Source organism: Actinocorallia sp. B10E7 (genome assembly GCF_039871655.1).
Classification (GTDB): domain Bacteria; phylum Actinomycetota; class Actinomycetes; order Streptosporangiales; family Streptosporangiaceae; genus Actinocorallia.
This window is the reverse complement of the sequence record NZ_JBDPLZ010000005.1, coordinates 379,061-395,474: the sequence shown is the minus strand read 5'-3', so window position 1 is coordinate 395,474 and position 16,414 is coordinate 379,061. Positions and strand designations below refer to the sequence as shown.

The following is a 16,414-nucleotide window of genomic DNA, read 5'->3' as shown; positions in this document are numbered from 1 at the left end:
AGGAGTCCGTTCAGCCGGTGCGAAGTTCCAACATCATCGCCTCGACGGCCAGCAGCGGGTTGACGTTGGCCGCCAGCCGCCTCCGGCAGGCCATGATCGCGTCCAGTCGTCGGATCACCGCCTCCGCCGGCAGCTTGCGGGCGTACGACTGGAGCTCCGGCAGGCGGTCCTCGTTGACGACCGGCACGGACGCCCCGAAACGCAGCGTCAGCACATCGCGGTAGAACGACGCCAGGTCCAGCAGCGTCCGGTCGAGCGCGTCCCGTTTCAGCCGGGTCGCCCGGGACTTCTGCCGGTCCTCCAGCTCCTTCATCGCCCCGGCCGTGCCGCGCGGCATCCGCCCCTTGGCGGACTCGCCCAGCGCCTGGCGCATGGCCGCGGTCTCGGCCTCGTTCAGTTCCTCGGTGAGGGCCTTGGCCTCCGCCTCGGCGGCCTTGACCAGCGCCTCGGCGGCCATGACGGCCGGGCCCACCGCCGTCAGCCGCGCCGGGACCGAGAGGATCTCCTGCCGCCGCTGCCTGGCCGAGGAGTCCGCGGCGAGCCGGCGGGCCCGCCCGATGTCCCCCTGCGCGGCCCTGGCCGCCGCGGAGGCCAGCTCGTGCTCGACTCCGTCGCGCTGGACGAGGAGGTCCCTGACGGCGTCGGCGGGCGGTGTCCGCAACGTCACCAGACGGCACCGCGAACGGATCGTCATGACGAGGTCGTCCGGGGACGGCGCGCACAGCAGCCACACCGTTCTGGGGGGCGGCTCCTCGATCGCCTTCAGCAGCGCGTTGGCCGCGGCCTCCGTCGCCCTGTCGGCGTCCTCGAACAGCACGATCCGCCATCGTCCGCCGCTCGGGCTGGACGCGGCGCGCATGACGAGTGCGCGTGTCTCCTTCACCGAGTACGAGAGCCCCTGGGGACGCACCACTTCCAGATCCGCGTGCGTACCCTGCAGCACCTGGTGGCAGTTCGCGCAGTATCCGCAGCCCGCGGGTTCCTCGACGCACTGCAGGGCCGCGGCGAAAGCCGTCGCGGCCGTCTCCCTGCCGGAGCCGGGCGGGCCGGTGAACAGCCACGCGTGCGTCATCCCGCCGGTTCCCTGACGGGCCGCCGTCACCGCTGCCTGGAGCTGCGCGACGACCGGCCCCTGACCCACCAGGTCGTCGAACACCGTCATGCCTGCCAGGCTAAGCCCTCCGCCGCGAAGCCACGACGTGATCGGCCGCTCAGGCGTCGGTGATCACCGGGAAGGTCGAGGTGACGTCCTCGGCGGAGGCCGGCACCGGGTCGGGAAGGACGCCGAGCACCTTCTCCTGGATCTGCCGGGTGATCTCGGACTGCGCCAGGGAGGCGTCCACGATGAGGTAGCGGTGCGGTTCGGCCTCCGCGAGGGCGCGGAAACCCCGCCGTACCCGCTCGTGGAACTCCGTCGGTTCGGACTCGATGCGGTCGGCGGGCGTGGCGAACCTGTTCAGCCCCAGGGACGGCGGGACGTCCAGCAGGACCGTCAGATCCGGCCGGAGTTCGGACGTCGCCCACTCGTTGACGGCGCGGAGTTCCTCGACCGGGAGTTCCCTCCCGAAGCCCTGGTAGGCCAGTGACGAGTCGATGTAGCGGTCGGTGATGACGATCGAACCGTGCTCCAGCGCCGGGCGGACGACGGTGTCGACGTGCTGGGCTCTGTCCGCGGCGTACAGCAGCGACTCCGCGCGGTGGGAGAGCGACGTCGTCTCGCGGTCGAGAAGGAGCGCCCGGAGCCGCATGCCGACTTTGGTGGCGCCCGGTTCGCGGGTCGTCACGACGTCGAACCCGTTGTCGCGAAGCCAGATGGCGAGCAGCCGCGCCTGGGTCGTCTTGCCCGCGCCCTCCCCGCCTTCGAAGGCGATGAACAGGCCGCGGTCCTTCTTCGGCGCGGGCGGGACGTAGGGGACGCCCGTCAGCGCGCCGGAGAGGTCGCGGCGGAGCGGGATGCCGCGGCGGTCGTCCATCAGCCGGTAGGAGACCAGGCCGGTGATCAGGGTGAGGAGCGCCGCGACGAGCAGGACGCCGTTCGCGCCGTCCGCCCTGTAGCCCAGGTCCCCGACGCGCAGGGTGTGCGCGCCGATCGCCCCGGCGGCCAGCGGAGCCAGCCCCAGGACGGTGATCAGCGCGATCCGGGACATCGCCTGCAGGTAGCCGGCCGCGCGGCCCCGCAACTCCTCGCGGATCTCCTCCTCCAGCAGGGCGTGGCCGCCGCCGACCGCCGCCCCGGCGCCCAGGCCGAGCAGCGCCGACAGGAAGAACAGCGCCATCAGGTCGTGGATCAACGCGATGGGCACGAGGACGAGCGAGGTGAGGACGAGGGTCAGGCCGAACAGCCTGCGCCTGCTGAAGCCGGGGAGCATGCGAGGGCCGAGGAACAGTCCGAGCCCCAGGCCGACGAAGACCGCCGCGAACACCATCCCGTATCCGGCGTCTCCGCCGTGCAGGGAGTCCACGTAGATCCGCGAGACGCCGATCACGGACGCGCAGGCGATCGAGGCGCCGACGACGCCGACGACGAGACCGCGTACGAGCGGCGTGCCGCCGACGTGTTTCCAGCCGTCCAGGATCTGCCCCATCAGGGACGGGGCGGAGACGGGATGCCGTACGGCGCTCAGCGAGAACACCGTCACGAGGCTCACCAGGAACACCGCTCCGGTGACGTACAGGGTGAGGTCCGGTCCCGGAAGGACGGCTTTGGCGATCAGCGCGACACCCGCGAACAGCAGCCCCGCGACCGGGGCCGATCCGTACAGGGCCAGGAGGGCCAGTCTCCGGGCGCTCTCCAGGTCCTTGGGGGGCACGGTTCCGGGGACCATGGCCTCGCCCGCAGCCCGCCAGAAGAGCGTGACGAGCTCCACCAGGAAGGCGGCGATGAACAACCATTCCAGCCGGTCCACGATCGGGACGGACACGACCAGCCCGACCCGCAGCACGTCCATGACGATCATCGTCCAGCGGCGGTCGAGCTGCTCGGCGATCACTCCCGCCAGCGGGCCGAAGAGCACCACCGGCAGGAGCTTGGCGATCAGCACGGCGCCGACCGCGTACGCCCCGGACGTGTAGCCGTCCGTCAGGGACCATGCGAAGGCGGTGAGCGCGAGCACGCTCAGCCAGTCCCCCAGGCTGGACAGCGAGAGTGCGATCCCCAGCCGACGGAACGGCTTGCTCCGGAAAACGCCTGGATTGTTCATGCCAGGCAGGGTATCGGCGAGAGTATCCCTATGCCTTGGACTTGGCAGTCCTCTTACGCGCCGGTTTGGGACCCGCTGCCGCTACTTTCTCTCTCCGTTCCTGGAGCAACTCCGCCGCCCGCTGAATCGTGATCGACTCGACCTCGTCACCCTTGCGGAGGGACGCGTTCGTCTCCCCGTCGGTGACATACGGGCCGAACCGGCCCTCCTTCACCGTGACCGGCTTGCCGGACGCCGGGTCGTTGCCCAGCTCCCGCAGCGGAGGCGCGGCGGCCCGCCGTCCGCGCTGCTTGGGCTGGGAGTACAGCTCCTTCGCCCGCTCGATCGTGACCGTGAAGATCTCTTCCTCGGAGCCCAGGGACCGGCTGTCGGTGCCCTTCTTCAGATACGGGCCGAACCTGCCGTTCTGCGCCGTGACCTGCTCCCCGTCGAGCTCCCCCACCACCCGCGGCAGCGACAGCAGCTGCAGCGCCTGCTCCAGGGTGACGGTGTCCAGCGACATCGACTTGAACAGCGAACCGGTGCGCGGCTTGGGCGCCCCCGGCTTCCTGCGGCCGGAAGCGGTCGTGGTGACCTCCTCCGGAATGATCTCCGTGACGTACGGCCCGTAGCGTCCGCTCTTGGCCACGATCTCGTAGCCGGTCTCCGGATCCCTGCCCAGCACCCTGTCGCCGCTCGGCTGGGCGAACAGCTCGTCGGCCTTGGCCTTGTCCAGCTCGTCCGGGGCGAGCTCCTCGGGGATGTTGCAGCGCACGCCGTCCCGGTCCAGGTACGGCCCGTACCGGCCGACCCGGATCATGGTGCCGGGATCGTCCTTCACCGGGAAGGACGAGATCTCCTTGGCGTCGATCTCCCCGAGATCGCTGACCAGCTCCTTGAGGCCGTGCTCACCGTGGTAGAAGCGGCGCAGCCACGGCACCCGCTCGGTCTCGCCGCGGGCGATGGCGTCGAGCGACTCCTCCATCTGGGCGGTGAAGTCGTAGTCGACCAGGTTGCCGAAGTGCTTCTCCAGCAGCTGGACCACCGCGAACGCCAGGAACGCCGGGACGAGCGCGGTGCCCTTCTTGAAGACGTAGCCGCGGTCGAGGATCGTACCGATGATCGAGGAGTAGGTGGACGGGCGGCCGATCTCCCGCTCCTCCAGCTCCTTGATCAACGAGGCCTCGGTGTAGCGGGCCGGAGGCCGGGTGGAGTGGCCCTCGGCGAGCAGCCGCAGCGCCTCCAGGGCGTCGTTCTCGGCCAGGACGGGCAGCCGCGACTCCTGGTCGTCGGTGCTGCTCTCGGGGTCGTCGGCCCCCTCCACGTAGGCCTTGAGGAAGCCGTGGAAGGTGATCGTGCGGCCGGACGCGCCGAACTCGGCCCGCTCCCCGGAGGTGGACTCCCCCGCGATCCGGACGGACACCGACTGGCCCGCCGCGTCCTTCATCTGCGAGGCGATCGTCCGCTTCCAGATGAGCTCGTACAGGCGGAACTGGTCGCCCGTCAGGCCCGTCTCGCCCGGAGTCTGGAACCTCTCGCCGGCCGGGCGGATCGCCTCGTGCGCCTCCTGCGCGTTCTTGACCTTGCTGGTGTAGACGCGCGGCCTGTCCGGTACGTACTGCGCGCCGTACAGGGCCGTCGCCTGCGCGCGGGCCGCGGCGATCGCCGTCTCCGACAGCGTGATGCTGTCGGTTCGCATGTAGGTGATGTAGCCGTTCTCGTACAGCTTCTGCGCGATCTGCATCGCGTACTTCGGCGAGAAGCCCAGCTTGCGGCTGGCCTCCTGCTGCATGGTCGTGGTCCGGAACGGCGCGTACGGCTTGCGCGTGTACGGCTTCTGCTCGACGGAGACGACCTTGAACGGACGGCCCTCCAGCCGGGACGCCAGGCCCCGGGCCGTCTCCTCGTCCAGCTTGCGGACGGAGCCCTTCAGCTCACCCCTGGAGGTGAAGTCCTTGCCCTGCGCGACGCGGGTGCCGTCGACGGACACCAGCTTGGCGGTGAAGCGGTTCGGCTCCTCGGGCCGTCCGGTGGACAGGTCGACGCTGACGTCCCAGTAGTGGGCGGGGACGAACGCGATGCGCTCCCGCTCCCGCTCGACCACCAGCCGGGTCGCCACGGACTGGACGCGGCCCGCCGACAGCTTCGGCATGACCTTCTTCCACAGGACCGGGCTGACCTCGTAGCCGTAGAGGCGGTCGAGGATCCGGCGGGTCTCCTGGGCGTCGACCAGCTGCAGGTTCAGCTCGCGGGTGTTGGCGGCGGCGGCGCGGATCGCCTCCGGGGTGATCTCGTGGAAGACCATCCGGTGCACCGGGACCTTGGGCTTGAGGACCTCGCGCAGATGCCAGGCGATCGCCTCGCCCTCGCGGTCCTCGTCCGTCGCCAGGAAGAGCTCGTCGGCCTCGCTCAGCAGCTTCTTCAGCTTGGCGACCTGCTGCTTCTTGTCGGTGTTGACGATGTAGACCGGCTCGAACTCGTGGTCCACGTTGACGCCGAGCCGCCCCCACGGCTCCGTCTTGTACTTCGCGGGCACCTGCGCGGCGTCCGCCGGCAGGTCACGGATGTGACCGATGCTGGACTCGACGACATAGCCCTTGCCGAGGTAGCCCGCGATCTTCTTCGCCTTCGCGGGCGACTCGACGATCACCAGGCGGGTACCTCCCGGCTTGCTGCCGTTACTGGCTGGCACAGCGCTCCGACCTATCCATATCGCTTCAAATCCGACACTTGATCGCCCGTGGGCTTCTTCAGTCGACGTTACCCGTGTTGTGACGGGTCCCCCGTCGTGCGGACTTCCCGCACATGACGCGACGATAAACCCTCGACAGGATGACACGCCCCCTGACCGAACGGACTCCAGACCTTCCCCGAGGGTTCATCCCCCGGCTCTCATCTGTCATGATGCCCTTGATGGTGGAGTACACCTATCTCATTGTGAATCTGCCGGCCGGGACCACCAGGGAGACCGCCCGACAGATCATGACCGAGCACGCCGAGTACGGCGGCTGGGAGCTGCACACCGTACGGGTCCACCGGGACGGGCGGCGGCGGATCCAGCTTCGCAAGAAGATCATCCGGCAGCGGAGCACGCTGCACAGCCACACGTAAAAAAGGCTTTGCTCGTCCCGGCCGCGCATCCGGGACGAGCAAAGCGATCTTGAGGTCGGCCGCCACGGGCCCGCCGGGCGTTCCACCCGTTCCACCTGCCCCGCCGCCGGCAGTGCCGTCCTCGCGGGTGAGGCCGGGCCCGTCCGGGGCGCAGGCCGAAGAGCACGGCTCCGACCGCCGGGAGGAAGGTCAGCGCCGAACCCGCCGGCAGGACCCGGGCCTGCCCGTCCCCGGCGGAGAGCACGTCCGGGGCCGCCACCATGGCCCCGGACCGCTCGTCCGGCCAGAGGACGGGCAGGCCGGGCGGGCCCTGCTCCGGCAGACCGGGCAGGGCCCCTCCGAGCACCGTCAGCGCCTTGCGGGACCGCACCGACGGCACCGTCGGAAGCTCGCCGGGCCGCGTGGCGGGCGCCAGGAGCCGTTCGGTCGAAGGGGTGTCCGCGCACACCCCTCGGGCGCAGAAGGCGCAGGTGCCCGCGGCGAGGAGGACGGCCGAGGCACCGTTCCTGACCCACATGCGCATACGACTCCTGTGGACACGGCATCCGCCGACCGAGCTCCCACCCGGCGGAGGCAAAGCTTCCTCCTACGAAGCGTCACCTTAGCACCACGCACAGTCAATGCGCGAGTGCGGGCGTGAACAGGGTCACGCGTTGTCGAGGAGACGATCGAGAACCCGGACTCCGAACCGCAATCCATCCACGGGCACCCTTTCATCGACGCCGTGGAACATTCCCGAAAAATCAAGGTCGGCGGGGAGCTTGAGCGGGGCGAACCCGTAGCAGCGCATTCCCAGCGTCGCGAACGACTTGGCGTCCGTGCCCGCGCTCAGGCAGTAGGGGACGGGGATCGCACCCGGGTCGGCCCAGGTCAGGGCCTCCTCCATCGCTCCGACGAGATCGCCCTCGTAGGGCGTCTCCACGGCGATGTCGTAGTGCACGAATTCCCGCTGGACCTTTTCCCCCAGCAGCTTGTCGACGGTCTCGAAGAACTCCTTCTCATAACCCGGCAGGAACCGCCCGTCTATCTGCGCCTCCGCGTGCTGCGGAATCACATTCGCCTTGTATCCGGCGTCCAGGCGCGTCGGGTTGAGGGTGCTGCGCAGCGTGGCGCCGATCATCCGCGCCAGCGTCCCGAGGTGGGGAAGGCACGCCTCGGGGTCCTTGGGGTCGAACTCGACGCCGTAAGCCTCGCAGGCCTGCTCCAGGAAGCGCCGCACCGTGTCGGTCAACCGCACCGGGAACCTGTGCTCGCCGATGCGCGCCACCGCCTTGGCGAGCTCCGTCACGGCGTTGTCATCGTGGATCATCGACCCGTGGCCCGCCGTGCCGACGGCCTTCAGCCGCATCCAGGCCAGCCCCTTCTCGGCCGTCTCGATCAGGTACAGCCGCCTGTCCCCCGGCACCGTGAGACTGAACCCGCCGACCTCCCCGATGGCCTCCGTGCACCCCTCGAAGAGCCCGGGGTGGTTGTCGACCAGCCAGTGCGCCCCGTACGCGCCCCCCGCCTCCTCGTCGGCGAGGAAGGCCAGGACGACGTCGCGCTTCGGCTTACGGCCCGTCCGCGCCCGGTCGAGGACGGCCGCCAGGATCATCGCGTCCATGTCCTTCATGTCGACGGCCCCGCGCCCCCACACGCACCCGTCCGCGATCTCCCCGCCGAACGGGTCGTGTGTCCAGTCCGACGCCTGGGCCGGCACCACGTCCAGGTGCCCGTGCAGCAGCAGCGCGTCCCGGGACGGCTCCTCCCCCTCGATCCGCGCGATCACGCTGGCCCGCCTGGTGTCGGACTCCAGGATCGTCGCCTTGATCCCCGCCCCTTCGAGCTTCTCGGCCACGTACTCCGCCGCCGCCCGCTCCCCGGGCCCCGCGTTGTCACCCGCGTTGCTGGTGTCGATCCGGATCAGTTCCCGGCACAGCTCGACGACCTCGTCTTCCATCCCCATCCCAGGCCCTCCCCTTCTCCCAGATCGGCCACCCCCTCATCCTCCCAGCTGATCGAATCGCCCTTCACCCTCAGCCTTTGGTACAGTTACGACGCACCGCGCCCCAGGGCGCGGACAGCACCCACGTCCGGGTGGCGGAATAGGCAGACGCGCTAGCTTGAGGTGCTAGTGCCCTTTGCGGGGCATGGGGGTTCAAGTCCCCCCTCGGACACCAAGGTTGTACATGTCCGGATGTTTTCGGGCAGGGTCGACCGTCACCCGAGGTCAGCACCGGCTGAACTCGGGTGTTTTCGTTTCCGGGCGTTTCTCCTTTCATCTGCCGTCTCGTGGTGGCCTAACCGGCTTTCTGGTCGACGATGACCCGCGCCGTTCCGGGAAGGTCGGCCCGTAGAGAGCGCGTCCGCGGGTCGTAGACGAGCTCGATGCGGCGGGCGTGGAGCCACCCGATGACGTCCTCGGCACCGGGCACCTGTTCCTCCGGCAGGTCGGCCAGGTCTGTGGTCAGAAGCAGGTACAGGGCCGGCAGGCGGGCCAGGAGATGGTCTTCACGCACGTAGAGGTTCTTCGGACGCCGCGGATCCGGGCGGGAGGCGCTGGTGTGGCCGTGACGGCAGCGGTAGGCGGCCCGGCCGTTGGCCCAGCAGGACTCCAACCGCCGCTCACACAGACCGCACCGCAGCAGGCCGGCCAGCAGATACACCCGGCAGGGATGACCGCGACGGGTACGGACGCCCTGGACGGCGACGAAGTCGGCTTCGCTCACCAGCGCCTCATGAACGGGACGTTCGGAGATCGCCCAGTCTTCCGGGAGACTCCAGCGCTGCGCCTGACGGTGACCCAGACCCGTGTTGCCCGGGTCGATCAGGTCGTGGGCCGAGGGCCGGCGGTTCCACACCTCGCGGCCGGTGTAGCGGGGGTTGGCCAGGATCGACCGGACCGTGGTCAACGTCCACCCCTGGCCGCTGCGATGGGTGTTGCGTCCCGGATCGGCCGCGGACGGGCACGGGATTCCCATGTCGTTGAGTGCGCGGGTGATCCGGGCCAGGCTCTGCCCCGCCAGCCGCTGGGCGAACATCCACCGGACGATCGGCGCGGTCTGCGGATCCGGCTCCAGTCGATGAGCCCGGCGTCCCCATGCCGCATGCACCCGGTTCGGATGCGGCCCGGCATCAGTCAGCCGATATCCATACGGCGGACGGCCGCCCTGATACCAGCCCTGGGCTCTCACCTGGGCGGCCATCGCGGTCATCACCCGCATCCTGATCCGGGTGATCTCCCGCTTGGACTGCACCCCCACGAGATCATCAGCTGCTCGTGGCCCTCGACTTGGAAGTCGACCCGGCCTCCTACCTCCGGCAACCACAGCTGGATCCCGTAATGCTCGAACAGCGGGGCCATCAGACTGAACTGGGCGCCGTAGAACGCCCGCTCGTACTCCCCCACCACGATCGCATCAAAAGCCCGATCAGGATCGGCCATCGCCAGCACCAAAGCCGCCGCCTGAGTGCGCCGCGCCCACGGCAACACCCGGCTCTCCCCTACATCGAAGAACTCCGCCACGATCCGCCCGAACCCCGCCACCAACGCTTCAGCCTGACCGTGCTGGCGCGCCCGGGACGTCACGGGGTCCTGGTAGTCCTCCGTCGACACCCGCCCGTAGAACGCAAACCGCAACCCACCCCGCCCGCGCAACGGCACTGGCCGTCTCTTTGAGCGTTCCACCCAGCCCTTGAGCGCCCAGACGGGCGTTGGAGCGGACCCCGACGAGTCCGCTCGCCTCTGTCGTCCGTGGCGGCAGGCCCGTCCGCGCTGAGTCGCCGTGTCAGCTGACCTCGTAGGAACGGCGGATGAGGGGTTCGGCTCGTTCCAGGTCGGCGCGAGTGCGGATGCGGACCTCCAGGTCTCCGGTGCCGAAGTGGCCGATCTGGCTGACGTCCCGGGTGAATCCCTCTTCCAGGGAGACGGTCGCGGGGTCGATCTTGAGGAAGATCAGGAGGCTGCTCTTGGCCGGGTGGACCTCAACGCAGATGAAGTTCTTCAGGCGCCGGAAGGCGAAGTAGTCCTTCAAGGTCTTCTTGGTGACGTCGTCCCCCAACCCCTCCACCAGTGACTCAAGTGCGGCGTACAGGTCCTTGAGAGGGCCGTCGGCCTGCGCCAGGTAGTCGCTGACGGTCTTCCTCGCGGTGCCGGTGCGCCCCGAAACCGCGGGAGACTGCGACGCCGCGGGCACGGCGGCCGTACGGGACGTCACGAGTTCCAGTGCGAGCAGCTCTCCATTGAAGTCCCGGTAGCGCACCAGGTCGATCGAACGGTTGATCTGCCGAACGGCGTGCTCGTCGTACCGGGTGAAGTCACCGGCGACGCACACCAGCCGCGGGTTCCGCCAATCCACGTCCGGGGCTCTCTGCGCACCGAGCACATCCGTGACGAGCTTCTCGAACTCGGCCCGGTGGTCCATGAGCCAGTCCAGGTAGAAAAGGCCTTGGTTGATGACGCTCTCGTTGCTGGATCGCTTGTACTCGAAGATGACCGGCGAGCCGTTCTCGTCCAGGCCCAGCGAATCGATCCGGCCACCGTGAACCGCGCCCGTCGAGTACTCCGAAGCCAGGAACCGCGTCCCGAACAGCGCCACCATGTTCCGCTCGATCAGCTCCTGAAGATGCTTCTCCAATGCGAACGTCCGCGCAGGAAGCTCCTCCACCGAGCCACCGATGACCCTGAACAGCTTCAGATCACTCACAGACTCTCCAACATTCACATCGGGGGGTAGACCGAGCAGTCTGCTGCACAGGTCCGACAATCCGGGCGGCTTTCTCCGATCGTCGTGTCCCTGGACGCGAAGCAGACCAATGGTCATCATGAGATTCTCGGTTCGGATCGGCCGGCAGGAGGCGGTGTGGAGTCAGGGGTCGTGACCATTCACACGGACGGCGGATGCGCCCCCAATCCCGGGGTGGGCGGCTGGGGAGCCGTGCTGCGCTACGGGCGACATGTCCGGGAGATCTACGGGGGCGAGCCCGATACCACGAACAACCGGATGGAGCTGATGGCGGCCATCCAGGCGCTGGAATGCCTGAAGCGTCCCTGCACCGTGCGGGTCTGTACCGACAGTCAGTATGTGCGCCTCGGCGTCACCCAGTGGACCGCCAAATGGAAACGGAACGGCTGGCGCACCTCCGACAAGCAACCGGTCAAGAACGCCGACCTATGGAAACGGCTGGAAGCCGTCGGCGAACGACACGGGATCTCCTGGGAATGGGTCAAGGGGCACTCCGGAATTCCCGACAACGAACGAGCTGATGAACTCGCCGCCCAAGGCCGAGAAGAGGCCCAGGCCGACACGCTCGTGAAAACCTGGGGCCCGCGGGCCACCCTCTACCAGCGCGACCTCCTCCGCGCCGTTCCCGAGGAGACGCCCACCCGACCGGCCAAAGTCGAGTCGGCCGTCGAAGAGATCCCGGCGCCGCGGACCTCCGAGGAGCGATGCCTGCACGACCTGATCGTCGGACAGTGCGCCGAGACGCAGTGCGCTCCCCTGCCCAAAGGACTCATCGCCCACGTCTACATCACCGCGGGCGGCCGGAGCATGCACCGAGCGCACGACTGCCCCGGCCTCCTCGACGGCCACAGATACGCAGAATGGCGCGGCCACGAGATCCACGACCCGGTGCGCACTCCCCTCAGAGTCGCCCAGACCAAGGGCTACGCCCCCTGCGAGCGCTGCCTACCCCATGCGTGAGCACTCCGCTGAACTCCGCACTTCCCGGTATCGGCTTCGCAACCGATGCAGGACAGGGCGAACACCCTCCCCGACCATCACCAGCCTCAATCCGTGAACCCGTCGCTCCAGGTCAGACGCATGGGGGTTCGACGGTGCGGGGGCCGGTGCCGATGCGGATCAGCATCAGCATCAGCATCTCCTCGATGATCGCCTGCAGCCGCTCGGACGTTGACAACGCATCCCGGATCGTCTGGTGGGGGTCTGTGCGGCCGTCGTAGCTCGTGGCTCGTCCGGGAACTGATCGGACCGTGACCGGCGTCGCTGGACTCCTGCTGGGAGCGCCGGACGTCAACATCAGGGGTTCTCCTGCGGGAGGGCCGCGCGTGCCGCCTGCATCGCTCGTTGCCGGGCGACGAAGCGGATCGACATGCGCTGTACGAGACCGGGGGCCAGCCGCCCGGCCAGCCACATGATGCGAGCGGTGCGCGGGGCCACGAGCAGGGCGCGACCGTCGGCGACCGCGTCGAGCACCTGGCGCGCGAGCACGTCCGGGGCGAGCGGTCGCCGCACCCCTTGGCCCTTGAGGAAGTAGTCGCGGCCGTGGAACCGGCCGACCGCGCCTTTGTCGAGGATCGGAGTGTCCACCGCGGCGGGGCAGATGGCGGTCACGCCGACGCCGTGCGCGGCGGCCTCGGACCGCAGTGCCAGTGACAGGCCGACGACCGCGTGCTTGGTCATCACGTAGCCGGTGAGCAGACCGGACGCCATGAGGCCGCCCATCGACGCGGTGTTCACGATGTGGCCTCTCCCCTGATCGATCATCAGCGGGTAGGCCGCGGCGACCCCGTGGACGACACCCCGGATGTTGACGTCGATGATCGCGTTCCACTGTGTCGGCGAGATCTGCTCGGTCTCGCCGCCGATGAAGATGCCCGCGTTGTTGAACATCAGGTCGAGCCCGCCGTACTCGGCGGCCACCTCTTCCACGAGCCGCCGTACCGCTGCGGCGTCGGTGACGTCGAGCGCGACGCCACAGGCGGTTCCGGGACCGCCGGCCAGTTCGGCCGCGGCGGCCTTGGCGGCCTGCTCGTCGAGGTCGCCGAGCACGACGTGGGCACCGGCCTCGACCAGCGCCCTGCCGATCGCCGCGCCGATGCCGGAGCCCCCTCCCGTCACGATCGCGGAGGCACCGGCGAACCGCGAGGCGCTCACGCGAACGCCTTCGCCACGTGGGTGTGCAGGTCGGGATAGCGGCGGAGATGAGCACCGCCGTTGACGTCGAGCACCTCGCCGGTGACGGCATACCCGTTCGCGGCCAGGGCCTGGGCGATGGCCCAGCCGAGCCCGGATGCTCCACCGACCACCACCGCATTGAGCAAGTCACCCATCGCGATCTCCTAACGCGTGTCGATACTGATTGACGCGTGTCAAAACTAGTCGCTACCGTGACGCTTGTCACGTTCGTCACAGATCGCGCGCAAGGAGCTTTTGTGCCGCTTCCAACCATCGCCGTGATCGGCGCAGGTATCAGTGGGCTGACCACGGGCAAGATGCTCGGCGACTACGGCGTGCCGTACGTGTGCTTCGAGACCTCCGATCGGATCGGAGGCAACTGGGCCTTCGGCAACCCCAACGGGCACAGCAGCGCGTACCGCTCGCTGCACATCGACACGTCCAAGGAGCGGCTGTCCTTCAAGGACTTCCCGATGGGCAGGTCTTATCCGGACTTCCCGCATCACAGCCAGATCAAGGAGTACCTCGAGGACTACGCCACGGCGTTCGACCTCAAGCGGAACATCCGGTTCGAGAACGGTGTGGTGCATGCGCGTCGCCTCGACGACGGCGGCTGGGAGCTGGACGTGCAGTCCGGGGACACGACCAGGTTCGATTTCCTGGTCGTCGCCAACGGCCACCACTGGGACCCGCGGCTTCCGGACTTCCCAGGCGAGTTCACGGGCGAGTCCATCCACTCCCACGCCTACATCGACCCGCGGACGCCGCTCGAACTGTCCGGCAAGCGGATCCTCGTCGTGGGCATCGGCAACAGCGCGGCCGACATCGCCGTGGAGGTCTCGTCCAGGGCGCTGGACAACAAGGTCACCCTGTCCACCCGGTCCAGTGCCTGGATCGTGCCGAAGTACATCGCCGGACGGCCGGCGGACGAGCTCCACCAGACCATCCCCTATCTCCCGCTCTCCTGGCAGCGGAAGATCGCCCAACTGGGCCAGCCCCTCATCTCGGGCCGGCCGGAGCGGTACGGGCTGCCGAAGCCGAACCACCGGTTCCTGGAGGCGCACCCGACCCAGTCGGTGGAGCTGCCCCTGCGGCTCGGCTCCGGGGACGTGACGGCGAAGGGCGACATCTCCCGGCTCGACGGGAGCACCGTGCACTTCCAGGACGGCACGTCCGATGAGTTCGACGTGATCATCTACGCGACGGGCTACAACATCACCTTCCCGTTCTTCGACGAGGACTTCATCAGCGCGCCGGACAACCACATCCCGCTCTACAAGCGGATCTTCCGGCCGGGTATCGACGACCTCGCCTTTGTCGGTTTCGCCCAGTCCACGCCCACTCTGTTCCCGTTCGTCGAGTGCCAGGCCCGGCTGGTCGCGGCGTACTGTGCCGGGTTCTACCGGCTTCCGCCGACCGAGGAGATGGAGGCGGTGATCACCGCCGACGAACGGCGGTTCACCGCGCACATGGTGGGCTCGCCGCGCCACACCCAGCAGGTGGACTACTTCGTCTACGAGCACGAGATGCGCACAAAGGAACTGCCGCGCGGACGGCGCCGCGCGGCCAGGTCCGGGGCGCCGGTCCTGGGGGGCCGGGTCTGATGGTCACCGCGAAACGGGAGGACAAGCTGGACCGCAGGCCGCCAGGGCGCGGGGACCAGCGGCGTGAGGCGCTGCTGGCCTCGTTGAAGGAGCACCTCCAGGAGAGCAGCCTGGAGGCGATCAACATCGCGGACATCGCCCGCCGCGCGGGCGTGACCCGGTCCGCCTTCTACTTCTACTTCGAGAACAAGGTGCACGCCGTGGCCTCGCTGGTAGGGGAGCTGTACGACGACATCCGGCCCGCCGCGGCCATGCTCGCGGACCGTGAGGGCAGCCGCGAGTGGCGGATCGAGTCCGTGATCCGCCGGCTCTTCGAGGCGGTGGACGAGCACCGCCACATCTACCGGGCCGTACTGGAGACGCGCGCGGTCAACGAGACGATCAGAAGCCTCTGGGGGGCGGACCGGCAGTCCTTCGTGGAGCCGGTGGCGAGCATGATCCGGGCCGAGCGTGAGGCCGGCAACGCCCCGGAAGGAGTGAGCGCCACCGCACTGGCCACCGTGTTGCTCGACCTCAATGACCGTGCGTTGGAGCACGTCGTCCTCGGTGGCCCGCTCTCCAGGGAACAGCACATCCAAGCGCTGACGACGGTCTGGCTGCGCACGATCTACGGCACCGTCCCGAACGACATCACAAGCACCACAGCCGAGGAGTCACCCGATGACCTTTGAGACGATCAGCTTCGGTTCGGGCGGTGTCGACTGCCGCGGCTGGCTCTTCCGGGCCGCGCACGACGAACTCGCCACCGAGAAGGGGCGACCGTGCGTGGTGATGGCGCATGGTCTGGCCGGCACCATGGACTCCGGGCTGGAACCCTTCGCGACGGCTCTGACCCTGGCGGGTCTCGATGTGCTCGCGTTCGACTACCGCGGCTTCGGGCTCAGCTCCGGCACCCCGCGGCAGATCATCTCCATCCGCCGCCAGCACGAGGACTACCGGGCGGCGATGGCGGCGGCCGCCGGTCTGCCCGGTGTCGACCCGAACCGGCTGGTGCTGTGGGGGGTCTCACTCGCGGGCGGCCACGTGCTGTCGGTTGCCGCGGGCCGCAAGGACGTAGCCGCGGTCGTGGCCCTGACGCCCCTGGTGGACGGGGCCGCGGCCGGCAGGCTCGCGCTGTCCAGCCATCCGAAGTCGCAGCTGCTGGGGACCACCGCGCTCGGCCTACGCGCCTATGCGGCCCGGGCGGTGGGCTCGAAGGAGGTGATGATGCCGGTGGTCGGAAAGCCGGGCTCCATGGCGGCACTCACGCTCGAAGGGGCCGAGGAGAGCTACCTGGCCATCGCCGGGCCGAGCTGGCGCAATCGGATCGGGGCCGCGATCACCGTCGAACTCGGCTCGCAGCGTTCCGTCAAGGACGCCGCGGGGATCGCCTGCCCTGTGCTGTTCCAGATCGCGGACTTCGACCGGAGCGCACCGCCGTATGCCGCTCTCAAGGCCGCGGTAAAGGCGCGCGCCGAGGTCCGGCACTACCCGTGCGACCACTTCGACGTCTACCAGGGCGCGGACTGGCACACCGCCGTCGTCTCCCACCAGGTGCACTTCCTGACCCGCCACCTCATGCCCACGCCCCTTCCCACGGCGGAAGCACAATGACCGACAACGTCCAGAAGCCGAGTTCACC

13 protein-coding genes, 1 tRNA gene and 1 pseudogene are annotated in these 16,414 nt (G+C 69.0%); 6 read left to right on the top strand and 9 right to left on the bottom strand.

Annotated elements, in window-relative coordinates:
- Positions 1-10: 10 nt before the first annotated feature.
- The 3 genes from ABGB12_RS19625 to topA are packed head-to-tail and all read right to left on the bottom strand — an operon-like array spanning position 11 to position 5,871.
- Positions 11-1,162 carry a DNA polymerase III subunit delta' gene (locus ABGB12_RS19625; RefSeq protein ID WP_347679913.1) on the bottom strand — a complete coding sequence of 384 codons (1,152 nt, stop codon included), beginning with the start codon at positions 1,160-1,162 and terminating at the stop codon, positions 11-13.
- Positions 1,163-1,211: 49 nt separating this feature from the next.
- The gene (gene tmk / locus ABGB12_RS19620; protein ID WP_347679911.1) at positions 1,212-3,200 is read right to left on the bottom strand and encodes a dTMP kinase; all 1,989 of its coding nucleotides are present in this window, start codon (positions 3,198-3,200) and stop codon (positions 1,212-1,214) included.
- Positions 3,201-3,228: 28 nt separating this feature from the next.
- Complete coding sequence (topA, locus tag ABGB12_RS19615; protein ID WP_347679909.1) at positions 3,229-5,871, bottom strand: type I DNA topoisomerase; 2,643 nt, start codon at positions 5,869-5,871, stop codon at positions 3,229-3,231.
- A 212-nt stretch (positions 5,872-6,083) separates the two neighbouring features.
- Here topA and ABGB12_RS19610 point away from each other — a divergent pair, with 212 nt between their 5' ends.
- Positions 6,084-6,290 carry a DUF5703 family protein gene (locus tag ABGB12_RS19610; RefSeq protein WP_347679907.1) on the top strand — a complete coding sequence of 69 codons (207 nt, stop codon included), beginning with the start codon at positions 6,084-6,086 and terminating at the stop codon, positions 6,288-6,290.
- Between the two features lie 646 nt (positions 6,291-6,936).
- On the opposite strand, the gene ABGB12_RS19605 is transcribed toward ABGB12_RS19610, so the two are convergent.
- Positions 6,937-8,235 (bottom strand): M20/M25/M40 family metallo-hydrolase, encoded by a 1,299-nt coding sequence (locus ABGB12_RS19605; protein ID WP_347679905.1) that lies wholly within the window; start codon positions 8,233-8,235, stop codon positions 6,937-6,939.
- A 125-nt stretch (positions 8,236-8,360) separates the two neighbouring features.
- Here ABGB12_RS19605 and ABGB12_RS19600 point away from each other — a divergent pair.
- A tRNA-Leu gene (locus ABGB12_RS19600) sits at positions 8,361-8,449 on the top strand.
- A gap of 120 nt (positions 8,450-8,569) precedes the next feature.
- Here ABGB12_RS19600 and ABGB12_RS19595 read toward each other — a convergent pair.
- From ABGB12_RS19595 to ABGB12_RS19585, 3 genes are all read right to left on the bottom strand, one after another.
- On the bottom strand, positions 8,570-9,532 hold the full coding sequence (locus tag ABGB12_RS19595; RefSeq protein ID WP_347679903.1) for a recombinase family protein: 963 nt from the start codon (positions 9,530-9,532) through the stop codon (positions 8,570-8,572).
- Positions 9,484-9,933, bottom strand: coding sequence for a hypothetical protein (locus ABGB12_RS19590; protein ID WP_347679901.1), 450 nt, complete (start codon positions 9,931-9,933; stop codon positions 9,484-9,486). Before ABGB12_RS19590 ends, ABGB12_RS19595 begins: the two co-directional genes overlap by 49 nt.
- A 124-nt stretch (positions 9,934-10,057) precedes the next feature.
- Entirely contained in the window at positions 10,058-10,975 is a 918-nt protein-coding gene (locus ABGB12_RS19585) for a DUF5655 domain-containing protein (RefSeq protein ID WP_347679899.1), read from the bottom strand.
- A gap of 171 nt (positions 10,976-11,146) precedes the next feature.
- Here ABGB12_RS19585 and rnhA point away from each other — a divergent pair.
- Positions 11,147-11,572 (top strand): annotated as a pseudogene (gene rnhA / locus ABGB12_RS19580) (ribonuclease HI); the annotation flags it as partial.
- A gap of 738 nt (positions 11,573-12,310) precedes the next feature.
- Here rnhA and ABGB12_RS19575 read toward each other — a convergent pair.
- On the bottom strand, positions 12,311-13,168 hold the full coding sequence (locus ABGB12_RS19575) for an SDR family oxidoreductase (protein WP_347679897.1): 858 nt from the start codon (positions 13,166-13,168) through the stop codon (positions 12,311-12,313).
- Positions 13,165-13,344 carry a hypothetical protein gene (locus ABGB12_RS19570; protein ID WP_347679895.1) on the bottom strand — a complete coding sequence of 60 codons (180 nt, stop codon included), beginning with the start codon at positions 13,342-13,344 and terminating at the stop codon, positions 13,165-13,167. Before ABGB12_RS19570 ends, ABGB12_RS19575 begins: the two co-directional genes overlap by 4 nt.
- Before the next feature lie 102 nt (positions 13,345-13,446).
- Here ABGB12_RS19570 and ABGB12_RS19565 point away from each other — a divergent pair, with 102 nt between their 5' ends.
- From ABGB12_RS19565 to ABGB12_RS19555, 3 genes are read left to right on the top strand one after another with little or no spacing between them, the layout of a single operon-like run.
- A complete protein-coding gene (locus ABGB12_RS19565; RefSeq protein ID WP_347679893.1) occupies positions 13,447-14,793 on the top strand; it encodes an NAD(P)-binding domain-containing protein in 1,347 nt (448 codons plus the stop codon).
- Entirely contained in the window at positions 14,793-15,464 is a 672-nt protein-coding gene (locus ABGB12_RS19560) for a TetR/AcrR family transcriptional regulator (RefSeq protein ID WP_347679891.1), read from the top strand. The genes ABGB12_RS19565 and ABGB12_RS19560 overlap by 1 nt, the downstream gene beginning before the upstream one ends.
- Positions 15,454-16,386, top strand: a complete 933-nt coding sequence (locus ABGB12_RS19555) for an alpha/beta hydrolase (RefSeq protein WP_347679889.1) — start codon at positions 15,454-15,456, stop codon at positions 16,384-16,386. Before ABGB12_RS19560 ends, ABGB12_RS19555 begins: the two co-directional genes overlap by 11 nt.
- Positions 16,387-16,414 lie beyond the last annotated feature (28 nt).

Bases quoted from the DNA above. Each gene is read 5' to 3' on its own strand.
- ABGB12_RS19625 (WP_347679913.1), bottom strand. From the start codon at position 1,162: ATGACGGTGTTCGACGACCTGGTGGGTCAGGGGCCGGTCGTCGCGCAG.
- tmk (WP_347679911.1), bottom strand. From the start codon at position 3,200: ATGAACAATCCAGGCGTTTTCCGGAGCAAGCCGTTCCGTCGGCTGGGG.
- ABGB12_RS19610 (WP_347679907.1), top strand. From the start codon at position 6,084: ATGCCCTTGATGGTGGAGTACACCTATCTCATTGTGAATCTGCCGGCC.
- ABGB12_RS19605 (WP_347679905.1), bottom strand. From the start codon at position 8,235: ATGGGGATGGAAGACGAGGTCGTCGAGCTGTGCCGGGAACTGATCCGG.
- ABGB12_RS19570 (WP_347679895.1), bottom strand. From the start codon at position 13,344: ATGGGTGACTTGCTCAATGCGGTGGTGGTCGGTGGAGCATCCGGGCTC.
- ABGB12_RS19560 (WP_347679891.1), top strand. From the start codon at position 14,793: ATGGTCACCGCGAAACGGGAGGACAAGCTGGACCGCAGGCCGCCAGGG.
- ABGB12_RS19555 (WP_347679889.1), top strand. From the start codon at position 15,454: ATGACCTTTGAGACGATCAGCTTCGGTTCGGGCGGTGTCGACTGCCGC.